This is a genomic window from Janthinobacterium sp. SUN128 (assembly GCF_030587275.1).
Lineage (GTDB): Bacteria > Pseudomonadota > Gammaproteobacteria > Burkholderiales > Burkholderiaceae_D > Janthinobacterium > Janthinobacterium lividum.
Genome location: NZ_JAPWHY010000008.1, coordinates 24,082 through 40,026 on the forward strand (window position 1 = coordinate 24,082; position 15,945 = coordinate 40,026).

Annotated in this window: 11 protein-coding genes; 2 read left to right on the forward strand and 9 right to left on the reverse strand. The window is 61.9% G+C overall.

Going from position 1 to position 15,945, the window contains the following annotated elements; genetic code table 11:
* Positions 1-47 precede the first annotated feature (47 nt).
* Entirely contained in the window at positions 48-2,525 is a 2,478-nt protein-coding gene (locus O3297_RS28105; protein ID WP_305051194.1) for an IPT/TIG domain-containing protein, read from the reverse strand.
* Positions 2,526-3,167: 642 nt separating this feature from the next.
* Here O3297_RS28105 and metH point away from each other — a divergent pair.
* Together metH and O3297_RS28115 are read left to right on the forward strand one after the other, a co-directional pair.
* Positions 3,168-6,962, forward strand: a complete 3,795-nt coding sequence (gene metH / locus O3297_RS28110; RefSeq protein WP_170846497.1) for a methionine synthase — start codon at positions 3,168-3,170, stop codon at positions 6,960-6,962.
* Between the two features lie 112 nt (positions 6,963-7,074).
* Positions 7,075-7,446 (forward strand): SPW repeat protein, encoded by a 372-nt coding sequence (locus tag O3297_RS28115; RefSeq protein ID WP_070253839.1) that lies wholly within the window; start codon positions 7,075-7,077, stop codon positions 7,444-7,446.
* Positions 7,447-7,603: 157 nt separating this feature from the next.
* Here O3297_RS28115 and O3297_RS28120 read toward each other — a convergent pair whose 3' ends face one another.
* The 8 genes from O3297_RS28120 to rsmB all read right to left on the reverse strand — a co-directional run bounded on the left by O3297_RS28120 (position 7,604) and on the right by rsmB (position 15,827).
* Positions 7,604-8,884, reverse strand: a complete 1,281-nt coding sequence (locus tag O3297_RS28120; protein WP_034784728.1) for an EAL and HDOD domain-containing protein — start codon at positions 8,882-8,884, stop codon at positions 7,604-7,606.
* Positions 8,885-9,021: 137 nt separating this feature from the next.
* Positions 9,022-9,801 carry a class II glutamine amidotransferase gene (locus tag O3297_RS28125; RefSeq protein WP_305051196.1) on the reverse strand — a complete coding sequence of 260 codons (780 nt, stop codon included), beginning with the start codon at positions 9,799-9,801 and terminating at the stop codon, positions 9,022-9,024.
* 77 nt (positions 9,802-9,878) lie between these two features.
* Entirely contained in the window at positions 9,879-10,136 is a 258-nt protein-coding gene (locus tag O3297_RS28130) for a DUF3567 domain-containing protein (protein WP_070253841.1), read from the reverse strand.
* A 152-nt stretch (positions 10,137-10,288) separates the two neighbouring features.
* A complete protein-coding gene (locus O3297_RS28135; RefSeq protein WP_052140360.1) occupies positions 10,289-10,690 on the reverse strand; it encodes a hypothetical protein in 402 nt (133 codons plus the stop codon).
* Positions 10,687-11,406, reverse strand: a complete 720-nt coding sequence (locus tag O3297_RS28140) for a response regulator (RefSeq protein ID WP_034784724.1) — start codon at positions 11,404-11,406, stop codon at positions 10,687-10,689. The genes O3297_RS28135 and O3297_RS28140 overlap by 4 nt, the downstream gene beginning before the upstream one ends.
* 98 nt (positions 11,407-11,504) lie before the next feature.
* On the reverse strand, positions 11,505-13,802 hold the full coding sequence (locus tag O3297_RS28145; protein ID WP_305051199.1) for a PAS domain-containing sensor histidine kinase: 2,298 nt from the start codon (positions 13,800-13,802) through the stop codon (positions 11,505-11,507).
* Positions 13,802-14,308 (reverse strand): DUF4390 domain-containing protein, encoded by a 507-nt coding sequence (locus O3297_RS28150; protein WP_225317180.1) that lies wholly within the window; start codon positions 14,306-14,308, stop codon positions 13,802-13,804. The genes O3297_RS28145 and O3297_RS28150 overlap by 1 nt, the downstream gene beginning before the upstream one ends.
* 97 nt (positions 14,309-14,405) lie before the next feature.
* Positions 14,406-15,827 carry a 16S rRNA (cytosine(967)-C(5))-methyltransferase RsmB gene (gene rsmB, locus O3297_RS28155; protein WP_034784714.1) on the reverse strand — a complete coding sequence of 474 codons (1,422 nt, stop codon included), beginning with the start codon at positions 15,825-15,827 and terminating at the stop codon, positions 14,406-14,408.
* Positions 15,828-15,945: the final 118 nt, after the last annotated feature.

Sequence of the window (15,945 nt, forward strand, 5' to 3'; positions counted from 1 at the left end):
AAAAAAGGCTTGCTGCGGCAAGCCTTTTTTGTATCCAGCCACAGCGCTTAGCGGCGCTGCACCTTCATCAGGCGTGCGCCCACGGACGACGACAGGCTGACTTCGAAACGGCCACCGGCCGGCACGGCGCTCACGTCGACATTGGCTTTGCCACCCGTCAAGTCACTGGCAACCACCGTCTTGCGGCCATCGGCAGCCACGTACATGACGGCGGCATACGGTTCCGCCTCGGCATTCCAAACCAGCACCAGTTGGCCGCCGCTTTGCGTCGCATCAAACGTGGCATCGTTGGCGGCAGCCTTGCTGCGGCGCGCCGGGCGTTCCAGCTTGGCTAAAGCCTTGCCATTTGCCAGCACTTGCACATCGCTGATTTCGCCCGGATTGGCGAAGCTGACGCGGAAGTGGCTCATGGCGTTGCCGCCATGGTCGGCCACGGAGACGCCATCGAAGGGCAAGTCGATAGTCTGTCCGGACGCCGTCAACACGCGCAAGGTATAAGCATGGCCACTGCCGCTGGCAGCGGCGCCGATGCGCGCCGACGAGGCAACGGCTGGGCGCAAGGCCACGCCGGCTGGCGTGATGCGGCCGGAAATGGTCAGATAGCCGTTCTCGGCCACGGACATGCTGGCGGCCAGCACATTGCTGCCCGTCCCCTGCGTGCTGCGTTTTTCCAGGAATTGCTGCACCCGCGCATAGCTGTAGTCGGAGAACCAGGCGCCGCTGCAATAGCTCATCACGTCTTTCATCGGCGTGCTGCCATAGACTGCCTTGCTCAGCTGGCCGATGCTGCCCGCATAGTTGCTGTTATACAGGGGTTGCGGACCCAGATTACCATCCGCATACGGGTAATCGGCAGCGGCGCCGGCCGGGCCGCCGCAGGCAACGTGCTGCAGCGAGTGGTTGTGGCCCAGCTCGTGCACGAGCGTGGTCAGCCATTCAGGCCATTGATTGCCGAATGGATCGACCGATGCGATGCTGTTGAAGCGGGCATCCAGGCCGATGGCCGACGTGAAGTCGCTGCCGCTGCTGCGCTGGTTGATGTAGGCCAGGCCGGCGGCGCGGGTGGAAGACATTCTCGGCACGAAACCATAGTAATAGGCGCCGCTGTCTTCCAGCGCGCGCTTGTTTTCCAGCTTGCCCAGGGTATCGCTCCACCAGCTGTCGGCCGTGCTGCTGCCTGGCATGCTCAGCGCGGCGCGCGTAGTGATGCTGATATTTTCCGTCGCATACGGATACACGCGCAACAGCGCAGCGCGGATCACCTCGGCGTCCGGCAGTTGCGCCACGCCATCGTCGGTGCTCAAGGGAACGAGCACCAGACGGATTCTGGCCAGGCTGGCCACCATGGGTGCCGCTTCCTGGCTCACTTGCACGCCGTCATTGCCGACGGCCGTCACGCGCACGCGCACGCCGGGCAAGATCCAGCCGGAGGGCAGGACGGCACTGAAATTGCCATTGAAACTGTCATCGTTCTTCGTCGTCGGCAAGAGCGCCGGCCCCGTCATTGCGATGCTGCCCAGGTTGCTGCCATTGGCGGCGGTCGCATTCAAGGTCACGGCCGGGCTGGCCTGGCCCGCCTGCGTGGCCAGCACGGACACGCGCACGGCGGCCGGCTTGCCACGCGTCAGGCGCAAGGCCGTATTGCTGGCGTTCAAATTCAGCACTTGCGCGAAATCAATGCTGCCCAAGGTAAAGGCCGACACCGTGCCCGCATTCACGGCGATGCGCGAAGCGGCCGACAGCATCACATTGCCCGTTGCCGAGGCTGGCGCGGACAGCAGCAGCTGGCTGGCACTGGCGCTGACGATGACGGCCGGCGTATTGCCCACCGAAGCCGAGCTGACCTGGTCGAGATTGCTGCCCTGCACCGTCACCGACAAGGTCGCGCCGTTGACGGCCGACGTGATCGACGTCACTGCCACGCTGGCCAGGACCGTGTACGCGTCGCTGCTGATCACATCGTTGTAGGGACCGCGCACCGTCAGCGCGCCTGTCGCTGCACCCGCAGGCACCACCACTGTCACGCTGCTGGCCGTCTGGCTTTGCGGCGTTGCCGCCGCGCCATTGCCAAACTGTACTGCCGTCACGGCGCCCATGCCGCCGCCCATGATCGTCACGCTGGAACCGACACCGCCCGTCGCCGGCGCGACGCTGCCCACGCTCAGCGGCAGGTACACATTGACGTTATAGCTGGTGGCCGCCGTACCGCTGGCGCTGACCAGGCTCAAGGCACCCGTGACGGGCACGCCAGGCATGGCCAGGGTCACGCTGGTCTCGCTGGCGGCGCTGGTGGCAACGGTCACGCCGCCCACCTGGAAGGCCGTCACGCGGCTCAGATTCGTGCCCGTGACCACCAGGCTGCCGCCCACGGCAACATTCGCCGCCGAGACGGCCGTCACGGCAGGAATCAGGACGGGCGTGCCCGAGGTGGTCGCCACCACCGTGTCGCCACCACCGCCACCACCGCCACCGCAGGCGGACAGGCCCAGCACGACAAACAATGCTACGAGCAGATGGTTTTTCATGGCTGGCAACCATGTTTGTGCAGCGCGATGCCGGGGAGGACACGAGATAAATGTGACATATTGGTGACTTTTGGTGAGAATTTAATTTCTAAGAACCAATATTATGGGTTAATTCGATTCCCAAAGACAACTATTAATGCTTTTGATTCAATTGGTTTTGATAATAGTTAAAATATCTGCTTGGCAAACTTTATTCTGAGTACTATTTCCCTCACTCTGTATTGCCTTAAATCAAAATTAATTTCCTTTGCAGCTATTGCCATTCAATTCATTAAAAATATGCTGAGGCAGCACAAATAATGTGGAAATTTTTCCACAGCCTAGAGGGCGGTATTCTTCTGCCAACTTTGGCGGAAGAATTAACGTTTTGAGTAAGATTTTCAGGAATGTAATTTTCAGCGGCAGGCGTGGCAGGAGGCGATGTGTTGCAAGAAGGCCAGCCGTGGGGCGTACGGCCGCTTTTGCTTAAAACCAAAGCAGCCTGATGCCGTATAATTTTAGACCCGGTGAAATCAGGCGATTGCCACCTTCTGCCTGCCCTACCCGGCCGGCACTCTCCGTCAGCTGATCCTGCTGGCCCGCATCCGCCTCGTACCAGTCTTGTCGCCGCGCCGCCGCCCGTTTGCCTATTGAAAGCATGAAATGAACGATACCGTGATCCCCGCCATGTCCCCGACCGAAGCCACCTTGCGCGCCATTCTGGCGCAGCGGATCATGATCCTCGACGGCGCCATGGGCACGATCATCCAGCAGTACAAGCTCGACGAAGAAGCCTACCGTGGCGGTCCCGCCGGCCGCTTCATCGATTTCGCCGCCCCAGCCGACAGTGGCGCGCGCGAATTGTTCGTCAAGGGCAATAACGAGCTGCTGACCCTGACGCAGCCGCACATCATCCAGGAAATCCACGAGCGCTACCTGGCGGCCGGCGCCGACCTGATCGAAACGAATACCTTCGGCGCCACGACCATCGCGCAAGACGATTACCACATGGCCCACCTGGCCTATGAAATGAACGTGCAGGCAGCCAAGCTGGCGCGGGCCGCCTGCGACAAGTACTCCACCCCGGACAAGCCGCGCTTCGTCGCCGGCGCCCTGGGCCCCACGCCGAAGACGGCATCGATCTCGCCCGACGTCAACGACCCGGCAGCGCGCAACGTCACCTTCGACCAGCTGGTGGCCGCCTACCTGCAGCAGACGCAGGGCCTGGTGGAAGGCGGCGCCGACGTGCTGCTGGTGGAAACCATTTTCGATACCCTGAACTGCAAGGCGGCCCTGTTCGCCATCGACCTGTTCTACGAGCAAAACCCGGATGTCGTGCGCCTGCCGCTGATGATTTCCGGCACCGTCACGGACGCCTCGGGACGCATCTTGTCGGGCCAGACCGTGCCCGCCTTCTGGAATTCCGTGCGCCACGCAAAACCGCTGACCATCGGCCTGAACTGCGCGCTGGGCGCCGCCCTGATGCGCCCGTACGCGGAAGAGCTGGCCAAGATCGCCGACACCTTCGTGTGCATCTACCCGAATGCGGGCTTGCCCAATCCCATGAGCGACACGGGTTTCGACGAGTTGCCAGCCGACACGTCCGCCCTGCTGCGCGAATTTGCCGACGCGGGCTTCTTGAACATGGCGGGCGGCTGCTGCGGCACCACGCCCGAGCACATCGCCGCCATCGGCGAATTGCTGTCGAAAAACACGCCGCGCACCGTGCCGGCCCCATCGCACGACTTGCGCCTGGCGGGCCTGGAGCCGTTCGTCGTCAATGACGAGTCGCTGTTCGTCAACGTGGGCGAGCGCACCAACGTCACGGGCTCGAAAGCGTTCGCGCGCATGATTCTCAACGAGCAATACGACGAAGCGCTGTCGGTGGCGCGCCAGCAAGTGGAAAACGGCGCGCAGGTGATCGACATCAATATGGATGAAGCGATGCTCGATTCGCTGGCCGCCATGACGCGCTTTTTGAACCTGATCGCCTCGGAACCCGATATTTCGCGCGTGCCCATCATGGTCGACTCGTCGAAATGGTCCGTCATCGAAGCAGGTCTGAAATGCGTGCAAGGCAAGGCCATCGTCAACTCGATTTCCATGAAGGAAGGCGAGGAAGAATTCCTGCGCCAGGCAAAACTGTGCCGCCGCTATGGCGCAGCCGTCATCGTCATGGCCTTCGATGAAAAAGGGCAAGCCGATACCTTCGAGCGCAAGATCGAGATTTGCGCCCGCGCATACCATTTATTGATCGATGCGCTCGACTTCCCGCCGGAAGACATCATTTTCGATCCGAACATCTTTGCCGTCGCCACCGGCATCGAAGAGCACAACAACTACGCCGTCGACTTCATCAACGCCACGCGCTGGATCAAGGAAAACTTGCCGTACGCGAAGATCTCGGGCGGCGTGTCGAACGTGTCCTTCAGTTTCCGCGGCAACGATCCAGCCCGCGAAGCCATCCACACCGTCTTCCTGTACCACGCCATCAAGGCCGGCATGACCATGGGCATCGTCAACGCCGGCATGGTGGGCGTGTATGACAACCTGGACCCGGAATTGCGCGAGCGCGTGGAAGACGTGGTGCTGAACCGCCGCGAAGACTCGACCGAGCGCATGATCGAATTTGCCGGCACCCTGAAGGCGGGCGGCAAGGCCGAGGCGCAAACCCTGGCCTGGCGCGAAGGCACCGTACAGGAGCGCCTGTCGCACGCGCTGGTGCACGGCATCACGCAATTCATCGTGGAAGACACGGAAGAGGCGCGCCAGGAATTGCTGCACAATGGCGGGCGCCCCATCCACGTGATCGAGGGCCCCTTGATGGCCGGCATGGACGTGGTCGGCGACCTGTTTGGCCAGGGCAAGATGTTCCTGCCGCAGGTGGTGAAATCGGCGCGCGTGATGAAACAGGCCGTGGCCCATCTGATCCCGTTTATCGAGGAAGAAAAGCTGCTGGAAGAAAAGCGCACGGGCATCGTCGCCAAGCCGAAAGGCAAGATCATCATGGCGACCGTGAAAGGCGACGTGCATGACATCGGCAAGAATATCGTCACCGTCGTTCTGCAGTGCAATAACTTCGAAGTGGTCAACATGGGCGTGATGGTGCCGTGCTCGGAAATCCTCGCGCGTGCCAAGGTGGAAAACGCGGACATCATTGGTCTCTCGGGCCTGATCACGCCATCGCTGGAAGAAATGGCGTATGTCGCCAAGGAAATGCAGCGCGACGAACACTTCCGCATGCTGAAGATCCCCCTGCTGATCGGCGGCGCCACCACCAGTCGCGCCCACACGGCCGTGAAAATCGCGCACAACTACGAAGGCCCCGTGATCTACGTGCCGGACGCCTCGCGTTCCGTATCCGTGGCGCAATCGTTGCTGACGCCGGAGCAGCGCGACAAATACGTGGAAGATATCGAAATCGATTACGCGCGCATCCGCGAGCAGCACGCCAACAAGAAGGCCCTGCCGATTTTGCCGCTGGCGCAGGCGCGCGCCAACAGGATGGTCGTGCCGTTCGACGGCCCCTGCACGCCCGTGAAACCGAAGTTCATCGGCCGCCGCGTGTTCAAGAATGTCGACCTGGCCACGCTGGCCAACTATATCGACTGGGGCCCGTTCTTCCAGACCTGGGACCTGGCAGGTCCCTTCCCCGCCATTTTGACGGATGAAGTGGTGGGCGACGCGGCCACCAAGGTGTACGCGGAAGGCCAGGCCTTGCTGAAAAAACTCATCGACGGGCGCTGGCTGACGGCCAATGGCGTCGTGTCCTTGCTGCCGGCCAACAGCGTCAATGACGACGATATCGAGGTGTACACGGACGATACGCGCAGTACCGTGGCGTTCACCTATTACGGCATGCGCCAGCAAGGCGTCAAGCCCGTGGTCGACGGCGTGCAGCGTCCGAACCAGTGCCTGGCCGACTTCATTGCACCGAAGGCATCAGGCGTGAAGGATTACATCGGCATGTTCGCCGTCACGTCCGGCCTGGGCATTGAAAAATACGAAAAACGCTTCGAGGATGCGCACGACGATTACTCGTCCATCATGCTCAAATCCCTGGCGGACCGCCTGGCCGAGGCGTTTGCCGAATACCTGCACGAGCGCGTGCGCAAGGATTTGTGGGGCTATGTGCCGGATGAACACCTGGGCAACGACGACATGATCGCCGAAAAGTATGTCGGCATCCGCCCCGCGCCCGGCTACCCGGCTTGCCCGGAGCACACGGTCAAGAAACAGATGTTCGAGGTCATGCAGGCCGAGGAAATCGGCATGCAGCTGACGGAATCGTATGCCATGTTCCCCGGCGCGGCCGTCTCCGGCTTCTATTTTGCCCACCCGGAGTCGAAATACTTCGTCGTCGGCAAGATCGGCATGGACCAGGTGGAAGACATGGCCAAGCGCCGCAACGTCAACATCGAGGACGTGGAACGCTGGCTGGCACCCAATCTGTCATAATATATGCACAAGGCGCGCGGAACTTATCGCGCGCCGAAGCGCACTAACGCAGTATGCCGGCTGGCATGCTGCATGCCCGCTCCGGCCCGTTCCCAACCGGCAAGGAGGATATATGGCAACCAATTTCAAACTGAAACGCTGGCAGGATCAAGTGATCCTGTTGCTGGGCCTATGGCTGGTCGTCTCGCCCTGGGCCTTTTCCTATCCCGAGGGTTCACCGCAGATGATCAACGCCTTTGTCTCGGGACTGGTGATCGCCGTACTGGCCGCCTTCGACCTGTACAAGACCTATTTCTGGGCCGTCGTCGTCAACCTGCTGGTCGGCGTCTGGGTGGCGGCCTCGCCATGGGTACTGCGGCTCGCCGATCAGCCCGTCGTCATGTGGAACGAGTTGCTCGTCGGTATCGCCGTCGTCGTGCTCGCCCTGTGGGAATTGCGCACCGACCCCGAGCTGCACAAGCACTGGCCCGGCGCCGCCGCGTAGCGGCGTAAAAAAGCCCTGCCACGGCGACGCCGTGCAGGGCTCTTTTAGATAAATCGGGTAGGTCGGATTAGGCCGCAGGCCGTAATCCGACATCACTACGATCAGCGTCAACAATGTCGTCGGATTACGCGTGGCCTGGCGGCCGCGCTAATCCGATCTACAGCGCGTAGCGGACTACGTTATCGCTCCATTCGTAGGCGGCCATTTCCAGCTCCACCAGGTCGTCCGGCGACATGGCCAGGTCGCGCAAGGTCGGCACGATCTCGCCTTCCATGTCTTCGATGCGCTCGATGCACTCGGCCAGGCGCAGCAGGTCGCCATAGAAGCCCTCGCGCGACAGCAGTGCTTCGGCCACTTCGTCGATGACTTCGATCTGGCTGAGGATTTCCGACATCGGCACGCCGAACAGGGTATCCATCAGGGACATGATGCCGACCGTAAAGGCGATATCGGCCGAATGGGCGTGGTTCGGGCGCAGTTTATGCGCCAGCAATTCCAGCAGGCGGCCGCGCGTGGTGGCCAGCATCAGCAGCGGCGTCATGCTATGGCCGCGCTTGCTTGGTTCCGCGTACAGCATGATTTGCAGCCAGCGCTGCAATTGGCGGCGGCCCAGCACGGTCACGGCCTGGCTCAGCGAATCGATGCGCTGGCGCGCACCCACGGCCGGCGTATTGACCAGGCGCAGCAGGTTCAGGGCCAGCGACACGTCGCGCTTGATGGCGCGCTCGATATCCATGTTGTCGGCGTCCGACGTGACCAAGGTCATCAGTTCCATGACGGCCAGTTGCGACGGCGACAGCTTCTTGCCCGTCATGATGGCCGGCTTGGCAAAGTAATAGCCCTGGAAGTAATCGAAGCCCAGATCCAGGCCCGACTTGAATTCTTCGCGCGTCTCGACCTTCTCCGCCACCAGTTTCTTGTTTTCCTGCTTGAAACGGGGCGCCAGCGCTGCCAGCACTTTCGGGTCGACCGTGCTCATGTCCATCTTGACGTACTGCACCAGTGGCAGCAGTTCCTGCACTTGCGACGTATCGGATACGACGTTTTCCAGCGCGAAGGTGAAGCCATGGCCCACCAGTTCGCTGATGCGCGCGCGCACTTCCGGCGTGACGGGCATCGATTCGACGATTTCCAGCACGACTTTTTCACGCGGCAGAAACACGAAGATGTCGCTCATGATCACGTCGGCATCGACGTTGACGAAACCGAGCGCGTCGCCGATGACCTTTTCCATGCCCAGCTGGGAAGCGTGGGCGATAACGGATGCCGTGGCGGACAGGTCGCTGGTGATGTTGGCGGGACCGACCGGAGCGTTGCGGAAAAGCAACTCATAGCCAAACAAGGCTTGATTGCGGTCAAGGATAGGTTGTCGCCCCAGATAGAACTCGCGCACGCGCAAGGGTTTCGGGGTGATGTCGTTGCTGGAAATATCGATCATTAACTCTTCATCAATCACGTCGAGTGACACCGGCCGCGCCGCGCCCGCATCAAGGTTCACTATTGACAATACTTTAGCTGAATTCCGCCCGCGCTGTGGGTATTTTGGCAGCAATCCAGTTTATTGTCGTCAACAAATTAGGGCGCAGGGGTTTCTTGCACCATCCCGTCGACAAATAATTTCAATTCACCCGGCGCAAACGCCGTCCATTGCTCATTCGTCGTCAGCGGCTGGGTAACGATCACGGCCACTCTGTCCTGGGGGGTCGTCACCTGGGAAAAGTCCACGCTCAGGTCTTCATCGGAGAGTTTAGCAGTTGGAAACGGATGTTGTCGCACCAGATAGTGCAAGCTGGTCGAGCAATGGGCAAACAGCGCCTCGCCGCTCGACAGCATCATGTTGAAGGTGCCGTGGGCGGCGATGCCAGGCAACAACTCCGCCAGGGCGGCATGCAGTTGCGGCAACGCCGGCGGGGCATCGCCAAAGCGCGCATGCAACTCCTGCAGCAGATAGCAGAAAGCCAGTTCGCTGTCCGTGCAGCCGACGGGGCGGTAACTGCCCGTCAGCACGGGGTGAAACTCCTTCAAATCGCCATTGTGGGCAAAGACCCAGTAGCGGCCCCACAGTTCGCGCACGAAGGGGTGGCAATTTTCCAGCGCCACCTGGCCTTGCGTGGCCTTGCGGATATGCGCGATGACATTGCGCGACTTGATGGGGTAGCGTTTGATCAGTTCGGCCACGGGCGAGGCGATGGCCGCCTGGTGGTCGACGAAATGGCGCACGCCGGCGCCCTCGAAAAAGGCGATGCCCCAGCCGTCATGGTGGGTATCGGTATGGCCGCCACGCATGGCGAAGCCGGTAAAACTAAAGACAATGTCCGTAGGGACATTGCAATTCATTCCAAGAAGTTGGCACATGGTCTGTTTGCAGCGGGATAACACGGCCACCATACCACGCCGCCTGGCGGATTGGTATGGCGGCGATAGCCATCACCCTAATGCAACAGCACGGGCTGGCTCATGAGGGAATCATAGCTGCCCAAAAATTCATCGATCTCTTCCATGCTGGGTTCGCTGGCGATCAGCTCCGTCACGTCGCGGCGGAAGTTTTGCGCAAGGATGCCGGCGATAAACGTTTCCCGCTTGCCCCCCTTGTCGACGATTTCATAGCCGCCAAAGCGCAAGGCTTCCAGGTTGCCATCGACGCCGAATTCCACGACGCTATATTGTTCGCTGTTATAGATCAGGTTCATTTTGCATCCTTCGCTCAAGCAGGAGAAGCTCCTGCGGTGTCAGAACAGAGGTGGGGTTACACGGCGCCATTTCAAGCGGCCATGCCACCCTGCGGGCTACAGAGTTGTAACGAGATGCAAACTGCGTTTGCGGTAAGTCGATCAGGAAATCGTCAGGAAACCACCATGTCTGCTTGCAGCGCCAGCAGGGCATCGTAGGGACTGGCGGTGAGCCAGGTGCGCAATTGTTCGATGTGCGAGGCGTCGGCCAAGCTGATGAACAAGCGCGCGGGTGGATGGCGCAGCAGACGATTCAATGTTACACGCAATACGAGATTGCCGCTGCAGCACAGGCAACCGGGCGCGATACGCAACAGTTGCAATGGAAATGATGGGGATGGAGAAACTTGCTCGGCCAGGTCGGCCAGGATGCCGTTACCGTCAGCCAATCCTTCAAGGATCACGGCGGCCGGCTGGTCCGGCGGCAAGGCTTGCGCGATGGCCGCCTCGCGCCCGGCGGCGCGTCCACCGCTGACCAGGGTCAGCGGCGTCGGACGCCGCACGGCTGCCGTCACAGGCTTTTCTTGGCCAGCTTGCCCGGTTCGACGCCCAGCTGTTTCAGCTTGCGGTACAAATGGGTGCGTTCGAGGCCCGTTTTTTCCGCCACGCGGGTCATGCTGCCGCCTTCGCGCCCCAGGTGGTGTTCGAAATACATGCGCTCGAACGCGTCACGCGCCTCGCGCAGGGGCAAGTCGAACGACAGGTTGTAGCCATGGCCTTCGGCCACCGCCGGTACGGCGATGCCCGGGCGTACCATCAGCTGTTGCGGCGCGCTGCCGCCAAAGCTGGGCACGGGATGGCTGCTTTCCTCGGCCACCACGGGTGCCACGGGACGCGGCGCCACGCTCGGCGCGCGCACGGTTTCCTGTGCCCGCGTCAAGCCTTGCTGGACCGCCTTCAGCAGTTTTTGCAGGGCAATCGGTTTCTCCAGGAAGTTCATGGCGCCGATGCGCGTCGCCTCGACCGCCGTATCGATGGTGGCATGGCCCGACATCATGATTACCGGCATGGTCAGCAAGCCGTCGCGCTGCCACTCCTTGAGCAGGGTGACGCCGTCGGTGTCGGGCATCCAGATATCCAGCAATACCAGATCCGGCGCACCCGCGGCACGCGCTTCGCGCGCCTGCTGCGCATTTTCGGCCAGCTGGATAGCATGTCCTTCGTCGCCCAAAATTTCCGAGAGCAACTCACGGATACCCATTTCATCATCCACTACGAGTATGTTTGCCATTCGTGTCTTGCCTTCCTCATTTCGCCGGCCGTCGCGCACAAGATGCACGCGGCGGACAACTATGATTTTATTAGTGTTTTAAATACTAAACCAGACCCTCACGCCAGGAATTCCTGGGCAGGAGTGTCGGGAGCTAACTTTAACAGCAAAATGACCACCGAAGCGCCATTGCCGTCGACCCGGTTCTCGATATCGATGCGTCCGCCGTGTTCATCGATAATTTTCTTGACCATCGCCAGGCCCAATCCCGTGCCGCGCGCCTTCGAGGTCACATACGGCTCGAAAGCCCGCGCCAGGATTTTTGGCGCGAAACCAGGGCCATTGTCGCTGATGGCCAGCCGCACGGCGATATTCACGCCGCCGTCCGCACTGCGATAATGAATTGCTTCCGTCCTTACGTCAATCCGCGGATGCGGCGAGTCCGGCGGCAAGTCGGTCATCGCGTCCTGCGCATTCTGCAGCAGGTTATGGATCACCTGGCGCAATTGGGTCGGATCGCCCATCACCATCGGCAGATTCGGCGCCAGCAGCGGATGGATGATGTCGCCATCGTCGCCGCGCAGGTACAGGTTCAGTATCTCTTCGATCAGCTCGTTCAAGCGCAGCGGCGTGAGCACGGCCGGCGGCGTGCGCGCATAGTCGCGGAAGTCGTCGACCATGCGCTTCATCGCATCGACCTGCTTGACGATGGTGGTGGTGGCGCGGCTGAGCAGGTCGGCGTCCGGCTGCTCCAGCTTGCCTTCGAGCTTCATCTGCAGGCGCTCGGCCGACAGCTGGATCGGCGTGAGCGGATTCTTGATTTCATGCGCCAGGCGGCGCGCCACTTCGCCCCAGGCGATCGAGCGCTGCGCGGAAATCACGTCGGAAATATCATCGAACACGACGATGTAGCCGCTGCCGGACTCCAGCGGCAGGCGCGAACCCCGCGCCAGCAAGGTGATGTCATGCTCATCGGCACTGCTGCCCAGGCGGCGGGGAATCTCGATCTGGCGCTGCCAGTGCAGGCGCTGCTGGTTGCGGCCCGACGCCGATTGCGCGCTTTGCGCCGTGAAGGCGCTGATGATGGCGCCGCCAAATTCTTCCATTCCAGCAATATGCGCCAGCGGCTGGCCCACCATGCTCATGCCCGAATGCTGCAGGATGCGCTCGACCGACTCGTTGCAGGTTACCAGCTTGAAATCGCCGTCGAGCACCATCACGCCGGCCGACATGTTCGCCAGCACCGATTCCAGGTGGGCCTTGGCGTTTTGCAGGGCGGCGCGGTTGCTTTCCACGGCCGTGCGCGCATCGAGCAGCTGGCGCGTCATGATGTTGAACGATTGCGTCAGGGTACCCAGTTCATCCTTGGTGGCGACGATGGGGCGCGGCGACAGGTCGCCCTCGGCCACGGCGCGCGTGCCTTCGGCCAGCAGCAGCAGGGGCTGGGCCAGGTTGCCCGCGATCAGGAAAGCGCTGCCGATGGCGCCAAAGATGGCCAGCAGCAAGGTCAAGGTGAGGATTTCCATGTACATCTTGCGCAATCCCACGCGCGCGACGAAACGTTCCTTGTATTCGCTGTAGGCGGCGCGCAGCACTTCGCCATTCGTCGCCAGCTTGGGCGGTACCGATTGCAGCAATTGCAGGTAGCGGGGCGAGACGGAAGGCCCCGGCACGGCCACCAGCACGCGCAGGCGCAGGCTGGCCGCCGTTTCCACCGACGCCGGCAAGCCCGAGCGGAAACCGCCGCCGCCCGACTCCGTGCCATCGTCGTGCAGCTCCAGCCCGCCCTCGGCGGAGGCATAGCCGGCCGGCAAGGCCGCCTGCACCAGCATGGCCGGCGTCGGCAAGTCGGCTGCGCTATGCGGCCCCGCGCTGGCCAGCAGCACGCCGTCGCCGCTGACAAGCATGACATTTTGCATGCCCTCTTCGCGCAGCAGGCTGGTCAGCACGGCCGGGCCGGCCACCGGGTCGGCGCCCAGTTTTTCGACGGCCTTGCGGCCCCGGTGGTCGAGCTCGACCAGGGCCGCATCGAGGCCGGCACGGCCCAGTTCAATCCCCGATTCCAGCGCCGCTTCGATCTTGACGTTGAACCAGGATTCGATGGAATGGGAGACGAATTGCACGGACACAAGGAAAATCACCAGGCCCGGCAGAATGCCGACGGCGGCAAACAGCATCACCAGGCGCGTCATCAGCTTGGAGCCGAACTTGCCGCTCTTGTAGCGCGCGTACAGGCGCGCCAGGGAAATGCCCACCAGCGCCAGCAGGGACACGGCCACGGCCGCGTTCAAGCCCAGCAGCCAGGTGTAGTAGCGGTCGAAAAAGCCGGAATTATCGGAAGCCGACGCCAGCAGGAACAGCAGGATACTGACGATGCCGCCGCCCACTACCAGCAGATAGCGCAATGCTTGACTCACTACTCCGCCGTATACAAGAAGGTTTTTTTATTCGAAGCCAGGCGCCAGTCGCTGTTATTGAAGGCATTGACCTGTATCGGCTTGGGCAGGTAGTCGCGGTCCATGCCCATGCGCAAGGTGACGTTATATGTCTGCCCCACTTTCAGCTCGCCGCGCCGCGCCACCAGCCAGCGGCTGGGACGGCGGATCAGGAACAGCGCATCGTCGAGGGTGGGGAAACTTTGCTGCAAGCCCACGCCCGACACGTGATACTGGCGCGTCAGCACGTTGTAGGACAGCTTGCTGGTCTGGCGCGCCACGATGGCTTTTTCATCGAACCAGTACCAGCGGGGCCGGGTCAGTTCGATTTCGGTCGTGAAATATAGCGGCACGCCATGCTGCACCGCATCATCGAGGTCGTGATTGAGCTCGAAGGAGTACGTGGCGGCCAGCTTGTAGCCCTCTTCGCTCGACTCGATGTAGGCACGGGTGATCTCGACCATATCGGCGGCATGCGCGCGTGGCATGGTACATGCCAGCATCAGCAGCAGGGCCAGGAGTCGGAAGAGTCGTGTTGTCACAAGTGTGCCGGTGTAGTCCGTAGGATAAGTATCGACGAATCGCTCAAGCCGCATTTTTTTGGAATAGCGCATAGAACAAACCGTCGTGGTCCTGCTCCGCGCTGCCAGTCGGCAACAGCTGGCCAGGCGCTGTCAATCGGGTTGCATTATTGCGTACCGCAAATGCCGCCGCCTGTGCCTCGGACTCTTGCGGCCACAATGAACATGTCACGAACAGCAATTTACCATCGGGGCGCAGCATCTGCCACAGGTTGTCCAGAATTTTGGATGAAAGTGTTGCAAGTTGGAACGCATCGCCCTTGCGGCGCAACCAGCGGATATCAGGATGGCGACGCACGATGCCCGAAGCCGTGCACGGCACGTCGGCCAGGATGCGGTCGAACTGCTGGCCGTCCCACCACGCGCTCGATTGCGCATCCTGCGCCTTCAAGGTGGCGTCCAGGCCCAGGCGCTCGAGGTTTTCCGCGATGCGCGGCAGGCGCTTGGCGTCCGCATCGATGGCGGTCACCTGCACGTCGGCCAGCTCAAGGATATGGCACGTCTTGCCGCCCGGCGCCGCGCAGGCGTCCAGCACGCGCATGCCATCCTGCAAATCCAGCAGCGGCGCGGCCAATTGCGCGCCAGCATCCTGCACGGAAACGACGCCCTGCTCGAAGCCGGGGATCAAGGCCACGCCGATCGGCTTGTCCAGGCGCACGGCGAACGGTCCCACCTGGCGCGCGGCAATGCCCGCCTCGGCCAGCACGGCCAGATACGCTTCGACCGTGCTCTTGCGGCGATTCACGCGCAAGGTCAATGGCGGCACGGCATTGCCGGCCGTCAGAATGGCTTGCCAGTCGCGCGGATAGGCCAGGCGCAGCGAGTCGATCCACCACTGCGGATAATTCCATTGCGCCAAAGGTTGCTGCAGGGCCGCTTCCAGCAAGGACTTGCGCTCGCGCAAGAAACGGCGCAAGACGGCATTCACCATGCCCTTGGCATGCGCCAGGTCGGGGTGCGAGGTGGCGACCGTGACGGCCTGGTCGACCACCGTGAATTCTTCGTACGGCTGTTCGCCCGGCTCGGCGGACATCAGCGACAGCGCGCAGCACAGCAGGGCGGCCAGCATCGGCGGCTCGGGCGCCTTCGACGTCATCAGGCCGACCAGGGTTTCGCTGCGGCCCAGCTGGCGCATGGTACGGTAGGAAATATCCTGGATGGCGCCGCGCGCCTGCGGGCTGGCGTTCGATTGCGCAAACACCTTGGCCAGCGCCTGCGGCAGGGCCGTGCCCGTGCGCACTTGCGCCACGGCATTGGCCGCGCCCAGCAGGCAAAACGCCAGCGAATCGGCACGCAAATCGGGTTGGAAGCCTGGCTGCAAGACCGGTTTCAGGTCGGGATGGTAGCTGGGACGCAGTTTCGGTGCGGCAGGAGCCTGGCCTGGCGCCGGCTTGGTTTTCAATTTCAGCGTGGGGCGCTTGTTCATAGTTATCCGGTGTGGCTGCGCGCGGCGGTCTGCATGGTGGCAAAGTCGCGGCCGCGCGTCATCAATAAAGGGTCGATTGTAGCGTTTGTGGCGCCCTCTGACCCAAGCGATTGCAGCG

What these genes read in the sequence shown, in the direction of transcription:
- O3297_RS28105 (WP_305051194.1), bottom strand. Translation starts at nt 2,525, where the DNA reads ATGAAAAACCATCTGCTCGTAGCATTGTTTGTCGTGCTGGGCCTGTCC.
- metH (WP_170846497.1), top strand. Translation starts at nt 3,168, where the DNA reads ATGAACGATACCGTGATCCCCGCCATGTCCCCGACCGAAGCCACCTTG.
- O3297_RS28115 (WP_070253839.1), top strand. Translation starts at nt 7,075, where the DNA reads ATGGCAACCAATTTCAAACTGAAACGCTGGCAGGATCAAGTGATCCTG.
- O3297_RS28120 (WP_034784728.1), bottom strand. Translation starts at nt 8,884, where the DNA reads ATGATCGATATTTCCAGCAACGACATCACCCCGAAACCCTTGCGCGTG.
- O3297_RS28125 (WP_305051196.1), bottom strand. Translation starts at nt 9,801, where the DNA reads ATGTGCCAACTTCTTGGAATGAATTGCAATGTCCCTACGGACATTGTC.
- O3297_RS28130 (WP_070253841.1), bottom strand. Translation starts at nt 10,136, where the DNA reads ATGAACCTGATCTATAACAGCGAACAATATAGCGTCGTGGAATTCGGC.
- O3297_RS28140 (WP_034784724.1), bottom strand. Translation starts at nt 11,406, where the DNA reads ATGGCAAACATACTCGTAGTGGATGATGAAATGGGTATCCGTGAGTTG.
- O3297_RS28150 (WP_225317180.1), bottom strand. Translation starts at nt 14,308, where the DNA reads ATGCCACGCGCGCATGCCGCCGATATGGTCGAGATCACCCGTGCCTAC.
- rsmB (WP_034784714.1), bottom strand. Translation starts at nt 15,827, where the DNA reads ATGAACAAGCGCCCCACGCTGAAATTGAAAACCAAGCCGGCGCCAGGC.